Origin of the sequence: Micromonospora tarensis, assembly GCF_016803395.1 — a bacterium.
Lineage (GTDB): Bacteria > Actinomycetota > Actinomycetes > Mycobacteriales > Micromonosporaceae > Micromonospora > Micromonospora tarensis.
In genome coordinates, this window is the sequence record NZ_JAEVHL010000223.1 from 1 (window position 1) to 10,722 (window position 10,722).

General features: G+C 70.8%; 7 protein-coding genes and 1 pseudogene. 7 read left to right on the top strand and 1 reads right to left on the bottom strand.

Features of this window, described 5'->3' with window-relative positions; translation table 11 throughout:
• The 6 genes and pseudogenes from JM949_RS28660 to JM949_RS28685 form a co-directional block, all read left to right on the top strand.
• A pseudogene (locus tag JM949_RS28660) lies at positions 1-1,121 on the top strand (anibiotic ABC transporter); the annotation flags it as partial.
• Positions 1,122-1,504: 383 nt separating this feature from the next.
• Positions 1,505-2,053 (top strand): hypothetical protein, encoded by a 549-nt coding sequence (locus tag JM949_RS28665; RefSeq protein WP_203151296.1) that lies wholly within the window; start codon positions 1,505-1,507, stop codon positions 2,051-2,053.
• Positions 2,054-2,637: 584 nt separating this feature from the next.
• Positions 2,638-5,169 (top strand): hypothetical protein, encoded by a 2,532-nt coding sequence (locus JM949_RS28670; RefSeq protein WP_203151297.1) that lies wholly within the window; start codon positions 2,638-2,640, stop codon positions 5,167-5,169.
• On the top strand, positions 5,150-6,208 hold the full coding sequence (locus tag JM949_RS28675) for a UbiA family prenyltransferase (RefSeq protein WP_203151298.1): 1,059 nt from the start codon (positions 5,150-5,152) through the stop codon (positions 6,206-6,208). Before JM949_RS28670 ends, JM949_RS28675 begins: the two co-directional genes overlap by 20 nt.
• Positions 6,205-7,044 carry a UbiA family prenyltransferase gene (locus tag JM949_RS28680; protein ID WP_203151299.1) on the top strand — a complete coding sequence of 280 codons (840 nt, stop codon included), beginning with the start codon at positions 6,205-6,207 and terminating at the stop codon, positions 7,042-7,044. Before JM949_RS28675 ends, JM949_RS28680 begins: the two co-directional genes overlap by 4 nt.
• Entirely contained in the window at positions 7,041-8,360 is a 1,320-nt protein-coding gene (locus JM949_RS28685; protein WP_203151300.1) for a protoporphyrinogen/coproporphyrinogen oxidase, read from the top strand. Before JM949_RS28680 ends, JM949_RS28685 begins: the two co-directional genes overlap by 4 nt.
• A 58-nt stretch (positions 8,361-8,418) precedes the next feature.
• Here the strand turns inward: JM949_RS28685 and JM949_RS28690 are convergent, their stop codons facing one another.
• Complete coding sequence (locus JM949_RS28690; protein ID WP_203151301.1) at positions 8,419-9,249, bottom strand: hypothetical protein; 831 nt, start codon at positions 9,247-9,249, stop codon at positions 8,419-8,421.
• Positions 9,250-9,511: 262 nt separating this feature from the next.
• On the opposite strand from JM949_RS28690, the gene mptB reads away from it, so the two are divergent.
• Positions 9,512-10,722: polyprenol phosphomannose-dependent alpha 1,6 mannosyltransferase MptB (gene mptB / locus JM949_RS28695; protein ID WP_203151302.1), on the top strand; the 1,211-nt coding region annotated here is incomplete at its 3' end.

The following is a 10,722-nucleotide window of genomic DNA, read 5'->3' on the forward strand; positions in this document are numbered from 1 at the left end:
ATCGCCTGCCACGGCGGTCGCCGCGGTCCACCGCCAGCCTCTCCGTCACCGCACGCGGCGCCAACGCGCTCTCCGCCGCCGCCGTCGGGCTCTTCTTCGTGCTGCGCGCCGCCGGCGACATGCTCGGCGAGCAGAGCGCCGACGGCACCCAGGTGCGCAGCGCCTGGCCGTCCTGGATCTCCCCGCTCGGCTGGGGCAACCAGGTGCGCGCCTTCGCCGGCGACCGCTGGTGGGTGCTCGCCCTGCCCGTCGCGCTGCTGCTCCTCGGGGTGGCCGTGGCGTACGCCCTCGCCGAGCGACGCGACATCGGCGCCGGGCTGATCGCCCCCCGACGCGGACCGGCGACCGGGACGCCACGGCTGCTCAGCCCCGCCGGGCTGGCCTGGCGCACGCAACGCGGCACGCTGCTCGGCTGGGCGGTCGGGGTGGCCGTCTTCGGCCTCGCCATGGGCGTCGCCGGCGACGAGTTCAACGCCATGATCGAGCAGAACCCGGCCGCCGCCGAGGCGATAAACGCGATGGGCGGCGGCGCCAACCTGATCGACGCGTACCTGTCGGCGATGCTCGGCCTCTTCGCTCTGACCCTCGGCGCGTACGTGGTGCAGGCCCTGCTGCGGGTTCGCGGCGACGAAGCCGACGGCGTGCTGGAAGCCGCCCTCGCCACCGCGGTCAGCCGGACCCGGTGGCTCGGCACCCAGGTGCTCGCCGCGACGCTCGGCGCGGCCGCCCTGCTGCTGCTCGCCGGCCTGACCACCGGGCTCGGGTACGGCCTCGTCACCGGCGACCCGCTCGGCCAGACCGTCGCGCTGGGCGGTGCCGCGCTGCTGCGACTGCCCGCCCTGCTCGTGGTGGCCGGAGTGGTCACCGCCCTCTTCGGACTGCTGCCCCGCTGGTCGGTCGTGCTGTCCTGGACGGCGCTGCTGGTCTTCCTGCTCCTCGGGCAACTCGGGGCGGTGCTGGAGCTGCCGCAGGCCGCGCTCGACCTGTCGCCGTACACCCATGTGCCGTCCGTGCCCGCGACGGACCCGGCGGCGCTGCCGTTGGTCGTGCTGACCACTGTGGCCGCGCTGCTCCTGGTGGCCGGCGCGGCGGCCTTCCGCCACCGCGACGTCCCGAGCTGAGGCCGACGCAGACGGCGGGCGGGGGTGTGCTGACGGGCGCCGGTCGACCACAATCGTGCGGTGCGGCGTCGGGGGTGGAAGTGGGGATCGCTGACCGTCGTGGCCGCGCTGGCGCGTGCGCACCGTCAACCGCGGCGCCCCGATGTGGCACGGCGGTTGACGGGAATCCTCCACCTCACGGGTGCGAGACATCGTCGACGATCGGGCGACGACGAGATGCGCTACCGGGCGTCTGGGTCGGCACCGCGCACCGCCCAATCAGCGGTCCACCGGTAAACGTTCCGTCACACCCCGGCTGCGGTAGGTGGTTGTTCAGCGCGATCCCGGGCTTCTAAGGTGGGGGCACACATCGGCTGAGATCTCTGTTGAGGAGTCGGTCCGGCATGGCTGAACCCCTTACCTTGGGGCTGATCGGTGGGCTCGTGCTCGCCGAGGGCGTGAAGTTTCTGTACGAGCAGGCGAACCAGGTTCTTGAAGGTCGTCGTGCGTCCAGGGCGGCCGAGGCGGGCTCCCAGGATGCGGAGCAGCCGGGCCACGGCCTGCTCAGGCGGCCACTCGACCCAGGTCGGCCCGCTCGGGAGCTCCCCGCGGCAACGCTCGCGGTGCTGGGTGACCTCGCCCGCTTCTTGGATCCTTACGTGCGTGGTCAGCTACCAGTCGAGCCGAGCGATCGGGAACTGGTCGCCGTGGCGGATGCCGTTCGGCGGGTACTCGAATACGCCTACGACCGCGACCTGTCCTTCGTGGAGGAACCACGCTCCGGCGTGCTGATCCACGGCAGAGTCGACATTGACGAGGTGGCGGGATACGCCGCGGCAGTCCGGCTCCGGGTTGCGGATTCCCGCGCCGTTTCTGGCCACGCGCGGGTCAGGTCGGTGGCCCCTGGCGGTGAGGTGGTGGGCGTCGACGTTGAACGACCACCGGCGAGTTGACCTACGTGGCACCCACAGGAGCGCCCTGGACAGGCGGGCCAACCGGGATTCCACGGCGGCTTCGCGACGACGCCGAGTCGTATGTCGGGCGGACCTGGCTGCTGGAGGGTGTCAGCCGCTGGCTCGATGAGCCGGAGAGCCGGCTGTACCTGTTGACCGGTGATCCCGGAACAGGAAAGTCGATGATCTGCGCCTGGCTCGCTGGCGCGGGAGCGCCACCGGAGCAGGCCGCCGACGCGGAGCGGCTGGACCGTATCCGACGGGCGTGGTGGGCGGTGCACTTCTGCAGCCGTCGATGGGACGGTGCCAGCACCGATCCTCGGGTGTTCACGCAGCTCGTCGCGACCCAGTTCGCCGCTCGTGATTCCGCGTTCGCGGCGGCGGCGCAACGGATGCTGCCCGGGTCGATCGACGTGCGCATCGCGGTGGAGAACAACCAGGGGAGCGTGGTCGGCATCCGCACCCAGCACCTGTGGCTCGCGGGCCTCAGCACCGCGGAGGGCTTCGGCATCGCGGTCAAGGAGCCGCTGCGGGTGCTCTGCGCTTCGGCGCCCGCTCCGCAGGTGGTCCTGATGGTGGATGGGTTGGACGAGGCGATCGGCGATGGCAGCCCGTCAATTCTGGGTCTCATCGAGGGGCTGCGTGACCTTCCCCCGACGGTGAAGGTATTTGCCTCCTCCAAGCGGGACAGGCGGGTACGCGACGCCCTCGAAAGCTTCGGCAACACCACAACGGTCGACCTCTCCGGCAAGGAAGTGGCGCATCGGCACCGCAGTGACCTGACCCGTTATATCGAGTTTCGCGCGAGCCGGGCGGTGCGGACGGGCGCCCTGACAGAGAACCAGCTGACTCCCCGGGAGGTGATCAACGCCGCGGAAGGCAACTTCCAGTACGCGCGACTGTGGTTCGACGAGATCGACGCGGGCTTCTCACCACGTGCCGTGGACCTGCCGAAGGGTCTGCCGAACCTCTACCGTTCCTACCTGGACCGGCTGCTGCCGGTGCGATCCGGCTACGGCACCGCGGCCACCTGGCTGGAGCAGTACCTCCCACTCCTGGGTGTGTTGGCCGTCGCTCAGGAGCCGATGGAGGTCACCGTCGCCGCGGACCTGACCGGCTGGTCAGAGGCGCGGGTTCGGGCGTGCGTGGATGACCTGCAGCAGATCGTCGACCTCGAGGTCGTCGCCGGTGTGCCGGTGCTGCGCTTCTTCCACCTCTCCATGGCCGAGTTTCTCCTGGTCCCGCTGCTTGACGACAGACGGCCCAACCCGTATTTCGTCGACGGAGCCGAATTCCACCTGACCATCGCGCGTAGCTACCTCGACAGGCACACCGGGGCGACCGGGTCGTGGCTGCGGTGTGACGGATACGGTCTGCGCCACATCGCGACCCACCTCGCCCTGGCGAAGACGTCCCCGGGGCCGCTCGCCCGCACGGTGTTGCGGGACCTCCTGTTGGCATCGGATCTTCCCGCCGCGCAGCGGGCTCGCCTCGGGTCGTCCGAGCAGACAGCCCGCGCCTTCCAGATCGCCGTCCGGCTGGCCCTGACAGTGGGCGACTTCGGCATGTCGGAACAGTTTGTTCACGCCATGATCCGGTCCGGCGACCGGACGTTGCGGGCAGCGGCTGTCGGAGTGTTGGCGGAGTTTCACGCCCGGGAGGCGGCTACGGCGCAGAACGTCATCATCGAGCTGCTGCGACAGCCAGACCCTGACACCGGGCGAGTGGGCCTCAACGCGGCCAACGCCATCGGTTACCGAGCCGGCCGGCTGTTTCGGTGGATTGCCCTGTCGTCGGGCGAGGACATCCGCAAGAGGGCAGCCTTCACGGCGTACGTCCGATGGTCAAACGGCGAGCACGACACGGTCAGTGGGTTCCTGCGGGACCTGGCGTCCTCGGTGAGCCTGTGGTCGCCGATCAAGGCGCTTCGCGCGCTGCGTTTCCTGATGGACGCGACGATCGCGCTCTACACGAACCAATGCCATGACCGGCAGCTGGCGGTGATGCTGAACGATCTCTGGAAGGAACTTCTGGTCCGTCGCCTGCACCTCGATCGGATCAACGGGCCGGTGGTGCAGCGTGCCCTCCAGCGAATCTCGACGGCGAACTCACTGTCCGACCGGGTGCTGGAGGCGATGCTGCTCAGCGACCTTCAAGACCCGCAGGCGTTCTTCGATGCCGACGCGTCCGATCGTCAGGCCTTCCTGCGGGGCGTCGCACTGCTCGAGCGCGACGGCGATCTCAGCACCGGCGCCCTGGACGTCGTGCACCTGCTCAACTCGCCGATCGTGGTGCTGAGAATGCTCGGCGCGTTGATCGTCGGCACGCACGCACGACGCGACCTGCCACGACTGCGCCGGTTGGACCGGGCTCCGTTCGACCAGTTGTCCGCCCGTGGACGCCTCTGGCGGCTGATCGGGCTCACCACGCTGGTGCCCACGACCGATGACTGGCTTGCCTACACCCGCGAGATGACCGAACACCTGTGGGAGGCTGACCGGCAGGTAATCGCCACCCGCGACGAGGGCGTTCTGGAAGCCTTCAACATCTTCCTGCTGCCCCACGGACTCGCCACGGGGAGGCAGAACCTGCCGCAGGCGCTTGGCGCGAGCGTGCTCGCCTCCGCTGTTCAGGACGGGAATGACACCCTGGCGACGAGCGTCGTCAGTTCCCTCGGGTTGCTCGCCCTCTACCACCCGCACACCAGTCTCGCGGCGATGGCGCAGGCGACCGCCGTCAGGCGCGAGGCGATTGACCGGGAGGTGGTGTCGTCGCTGGGCATCGTCGCGGGTGTGTACCCGCGCAGTGTGGACCTCTTCCTCATCGAGACCGGACGGGAAGATCTGGCGCAGGCTGTCCGGCAGATCGTCGATGTTGGGCGCACCCGGCGGCACTTCGACCGCATCGGCCATTTCAACAACGCGGTCAACCAAGCCGTCCGACACCCGGTGATGCGCGACGGCCTGTTGATTCCCGCGCTGCTCAACGTGGGCCATGCCCGGTTGCCGGGTGAATACTTCGCCAGGCCGTCCGGCCTGCTCAATCTGCTCCGGGTGCACGACTACGAGCTGCTCCGATTCGCCGCCGAGGACGACGATGAATCGTTGGCGCGCTGAGGGTCAACGGCTCGCCGAGGCAACCCGGATGTCGCTGGTCGGAGTGGTACTCGCGGCGCTGCTGCTGGGTGCGTTCAGCGCGGAAGGGCATGTCCCGCCGGCCGCTGGCCTCGGGGGCCTCCTGGTGGTGGGCACCCTGCTGCACCTGGCTGTCTACCTGCTCAACGATGTGGCGGATCGCCACATCGACCGCACCGACCCGCGTCGGTCGAGCTTCCCGATGGTCACCGGCGCACTGCCGATGGCCGTGGCGACAGCGGTCGCCGTCGCCGCACTGACGCTGAGCGTTGCGCTCGACCTCCTGCTCTTCCGGGTGGAGCCCGGCCGGATGGCGACGCTCTACATCGCCGCGGCGGCGCTCGTCGGCTACGACTTCACTGGCAAGCGGTGCCGCTGGCCGGTGCTCACCGACCTGCTCCAAGGGCTGGGCGGCGCGGCGGTCGTCTCGTACGGCGCGACGGTGGCCGGGGGCCCGACGTTCGCCACCTGGCTGACCGCGGCGTACGCGACGATCTATCTGATGTTGGTCAACGGTATCCACGGCGGGATCCGGGATGTGGAGAACGACCGGCGGCACGGTGCTCGTACCCTGGCGGTCCTCACCGGAGCGCGGGGAGCGCCAGCCGAGGTGTCGATCCCGCGCGTGTTGCGCCGGTACGCGATGTCGCTGCAGACGGTGCTGGTGCTCCTGGCCACGATGCCGTTGCTCCGACTGGCGCGTTCGGGAGCCCCGTTCGGCACCCGTCTCCTCCCTGCTGTCCTGGCGCCTGTCGTGGCGTTGGCCGCAGCCGTGGTCCTTGCCCGGGCACTGCGACCGGGCCTGCCCGCGGGAACGCGGCAGCATCTCGGCGCCGCGCAGCTCGTGCTCGGCTACCTACCCGCCGTCGCCATGGCGGGTTCGGGACGCGGTGTGGGACTGGTGCTCCTCGGAATGGCGGTGATGGCCGCTCCGCTGCTGGCGAACCCCTGGTACCGGCGCGGCCTGTTGGTGGCGACGGGCCTCCACCACTGTCGGCCCGACCCGACCGCAGAGCGATGAACGAAGAGCTGGTGGGTTACCTCAAGCTGGTCCGCCCGAGCCCGGTGGCCGCGAACGCCGTCCAGGTGCTGATGGGGGCGTACCTCGGCGGCGGCGGAGCCGCGCTGATGCATCGGTCGGTGGTCGCGGCGGCGACGTCGATGGCCCTGGTGACCACCGTGGCGAACGTGGTCAATGACGTGTGCGACGTCAGGGCGGACCGACTGAATCGTCCGGAGCGCCCGCTCGTCACCGGCGTGGTCAGCCCGAGGGCGGCGAGCTGGTTCGCCTCGGGGGCCGCCGCCGGGGCGGTGGCCCTGGCACCCTCCGGTACGGCCCGGGGCCTGATCGTCGCGATCATGGTGCTCTCGGTCGGGTACTCCTTCGGCGTGAAGCGTCTCCCGCTCGTCGCCAACGGCTACGTCGCCGTACTCGCCGGCACGCCTGTCGTGCTGGGGGCCGTGGTGGCCGGCGGAGAGCTCAGGTCCGCCGCGGTGGCCGCGGTGGTGCTGATCGTGTTCATGTTCTCCTACGAGGTCCTGAAGACGCTGCGGGACATCGAGGGGGACCGGCACGCCGGCTTCTCCACAGTGGCGACCGAGTGGGGAGCACGGGTGACCACTCGGATCTACCGACTCACGGTCGGGGTGTTCGCGATCGTGGCGGCGTTGCCGCTGGTGGTCACGCCAGCTGGATTGTCATACTTGCTGCTGGTTGTCGGCGGTGCTGTCCTGCCGAGCGTGGCGATAGCCGCCCGGATGGACTCCACCCCAACTCCCCCCACCATAAGGCGGGCCTTGCACATTCTGGTGATCTGCTGGCTGCCCGGTCTGCTCGGCTTGGAGGACTTGCGTTGAGCGACACCAAGGTCCTGGTTGTCGGTGGCGGTCCTGCCGGCGCTGCTGCCGCCTACCGGCTCACCGAAAAGGGTTTCGCCGTCACGCTCCTGGAGCGGGCCGACCGGCTCGGTGGTCGGATACGTAGCGAACGGGCCGATGACAGTCACTACGAGGCGGGCGCCCACTTCTTCACGAACTTCTATCCTCGGACCCTGAAGCTGATTGACGAGGTGGGCCTGTCCGGTAAGAAGGCCGAGTTGGCCAACGAGGTGTTCATCGTCCGGGACGGCCGCCCGCATGATCTGCGATCCGTCCGGACGGCGATCGGTGCCCAACTACTCTCTCCAGGGGCCAAGGGACGACTCGTGGCGGAGACGCTGCGCATGCTCAGGCACTGGCGGCAGCTCGACCCGGGTGACATCGTCCAGGCGGCGGTGCTCGATCGGGGGTCGGTGGCTGAACTGTTCCGCCAGGGACCTGGGCGCGAGCTGCTGGATTACGTGTTCCAGCCGGCGCTCAACAGTTTCCTCTACTGGTCGCCGGAGCGGACCTCGGCAGCGGTGGTGCCCGTTCTGATCAAGGCGGCGATGATGCTGCGCGGGATGTACACGCTGCGCGACGGGTACAGCGAGTTGGTGGAGCGGGCGGCTGGTCGCGCCGAGGTCCTGCTGGGTAGGGACGTGGTCTCGATCTCGGGAGGGCCGGGCGGCTGCGTCGTGCGGGCTAGGGACCGCGGCGGCGCGGTGACGGAGTTCGAGGCCGACGGTGTGGTGTGCGCGATTCCCGCCACCGGGGTCGGGAAACTGTTCGGCGACGAACTGGGTGACCGGCGGGCATTTCTTGACCAGGTTCGGTACTCCTCGTCGGTGTCCGCGATTCTCGGTGTGCGAAACGACGGGTCGGCGAGGAACAGCGCCGTTCTCTATCCGTCGCGCGAGGAGGGGGTGCTGGCCGCGATGACGACGACATCAATGCGGGGCGAGCAACCCCTGTCCACCAGCGTCATCAAAGTCCACGCCGGTGGTCCGGTCGCCCGCCGCCTGTCCGCGCAGACGGACGACGTCGTCGCCAGTGAGTTGCAGCGGGCCGCCGGCGTGACGGTTGGGCCGGGGCAACTCCGGTTCTGTCAAGTCTTCCGCTGGTCGGAGGCGCTTCCCGAGTTCGACCCGGGCTATTTCCTGCGGCTGCGGGAGTTCGAGCGGCACACCACGATGGATGGCCGGGTGGTCTTCGCGGGCGACTACCTGGGTGGCCCTTTCGTGGAGGGCGCTATCGGCAGTGCCGAACGTGCCGTCGACCGGCTTGCCGCTCAACTGACGGCGAGGCCGAACTGAGTTGGTCCCGCAGCGGGCAGTGGCGGGCTCCTGACGCCGATCGCGCCGCAACAGGCGTTCACCCACCATCATGTGAGCGCGAAGGGTGGGTCTGCGGTGGGATCGGCGGGGTGGGTGGCGGGTCAGCTGTGCTTCCGGTGTGCCGTTGTAGGAGGTCGGTGATCCATCGGGTGGCTTCGCGTTGGGCGGTGAGGAGCTGGTCGCGGGCGTCGGCGATCTCCTGGTCGTCGGCGTCGTCACTGAGCAGGGCCACCCAGCGTCGGCTCAGCTGCTCGGCGTAGCGGGCCTTGCGGATCTGTTCGTCGAACTGGTATTCCAGCTGCACCAGGCGGTCGACGTGCGGTTGCAGGGCCGGCATGATCCGCTCGTCGAGGCGGACGGCGGCGTCGGGGCGGCAGGTGATGGTGATGTCGCCCCGCTGGTAGTGCCACAGGGGATCCTCGCCCAGCGCCTGCTGCAACGCCACCTCCAGGTCCCCGGCCCGGTGCGGCGGCAGGTTCCGGGCGGCGTCGGCGGCGAGGCGGGTCAGCCGCTGGATGGCGTTGGCCTGGAAGTACTGCACGTACCAGCTCAGCACCTCGGACCGCAGGCTCGCCGGCGACGACCAGGCGAACGTGGCGCGGATGTAGAACGAGTACACGTAGCCCCGGGCCGGCACGGCGATCAGTCGGGGCGCGTCGCGTTGTTCGACGAGCGGGCCGGACGGTGACGGCGCGGCACCGGCCCCGACCGGCGCCTCGTCCTGGAGCGCCGCGACCATCCGATCCCAGCTGCGCGCCCACCACCGCCAGCCGCGGACACTCACGTCGCGGGCGATGATCAGCCCGCGGATGCCCCGGTGGCGCCACTGGTCCGCGGGTCTCGGCCTCCCGTCGGGGGCGTCCGTCATGGCACCCCTCCACGGTCACGGATCCGCCTCCCACGCTAACAACCAGTGCCCGATATGCCCGTAGCCACGCCGTTCCCGGCCCGCCCGGGACACCGACCGGCCGGGACGCAACCCCCAGCCAGACCGGCCCGTCAGCACAACCGGCCCGCCGGCAGGACCGGCCCCGCCGGCAGGACCGGCCCCGCCGGCACGACACCACGCCGTTGCCTGCTGATCGACTCGCGGTCGGCCGCCGGTCAGCCGGGGACGACATCCTGCCCGGGTGCGCACACTGCCGACCGTCGTCGCGTACCGGCTGCTCGGCGGCGTCGGTGCCGGGTTGCTGGCCTGCGCCGGCCTGGCCGCCGGCGCGCTGCCCGTCGGCGCGCACACCGCCTGGTGGAGCGCGCTGCGGCAGCTCGCCGGGCCGGGACTGCTCTGCGGGTACGCCGGGCTGACCCTGCTGGTCGCCGCCTGGTGGTGGGCCGGCCGGCGGCTGCCCGGCACCCGGCTGACCGTTCGGCACGCCGCGTCCACCCTGGCCTGTTGGGCGGGGCCGTTGCTGGTGACGCCGCCGCTGTTCAGCCGGGACGCGTACAGCTACCTGGCACAGGGCGCGATGGTCCTCGCCGACCTCGACGTGTACCGGCACGGGGTGGCCCAGTTGGGTGGTGCGCTGGCCGGCGAGGTGCCACAGATGTGGCAGCAGACCCCCGCGCCGTACGGGCCGGTGTTCCTCGCGGCGGCGGCGGCGGTCAGTGGCGTCACGGGCGGCACGGTGGTGCCCGGTGTGTTCGGGCTGCGGCTGGTGGCGGTGGCCGGGGTGGCGCTGCTGGTGGCGTACCTGCCCCGGCTGGCCCGGCACTGTGGCGTCGATCCGGCCGCCGCGCTCTGGCTGGGCGTGCTCAATCCGCTCGTACCCCTGCACCTCGTCGCCGGCGCGCACAATGAGGCGGTGATGCTGGGACTGCTGGTGGCCGGGCTGAGCCTCGCCTTCGAGCACCGCTACGGCGCGGCCACCGTGCTGGTCACCCTCGCCGCGCTGGTCAAGGTCCCGGCGGTGGTGGGGCTGCTGGTGGTCGTCTCGCTCGCCGCGCGCCACCGCGGGCTGCCGGCCTCGGTGGCGCGCACCGCCGGGTTCGCGGCGGGCACCGCCGCCGCGGTCAGCTGGGCAACCGGCATCGGGTACGGGTGGGTCGGCGCCCTCGGCACCCCGGTGTACCGGCACAGCTGGTCGATCTCCAGCGCACTGGGTCGGGTGGCGTCGCGCGCGACCGGGCGGCTCGGTCTGCACCTGGGCGACACTCCGATGCGGCTCTGCCTGGCACTGGGCGGGGCCGCCGTACTCGCCGTGGCGGTCGCCGTGTGGTGGCATCGGCGGCGACTCGGCCCGGCGTACGCGCTGGGGTTGGTGCTGGTGGCGGTGGCGCTGCTCGGCCCGGCGACCCGGCCCTGGTACCCGCTGCTGGGGTCTGGTGCTGAGTCGCGGCGGCG

What these genes read in the sequence shown, in the direction of transcription:
- JM949_RS28665 (WP_203151296.1), top strand. Translation starts at nt 1,505, where the DNA reads ATGGCTGAACCCCTTACCTTGGGGCTGATCGGTGGGCTCGTGCTCGCC.
- JM949_RS28675 (WP_203151298.1), top strand. Translation starts at nt 5,150, where the DNA reads ATGAATCGTTGGCGCGCTGAGGGTCAACGGCTCGCCGAGGCAACCCGG.
- JM949_RS28680 (WP_203151299.1), top strand. Translation starts at nt 6,205, where the DNA reads ATGAACGAAGAGCTGGTGGGTTACCTCAAGCTGGTCCGCCCGAGCCCG.
- JM949_RS28690 (WP_203151301.1), bottom strand. Translation starts at nt 9,249, where the DNA reads ATGACGGACGCCCCCGACGGGAGGCCGAGACCCGCGGACCAGTGGCGC.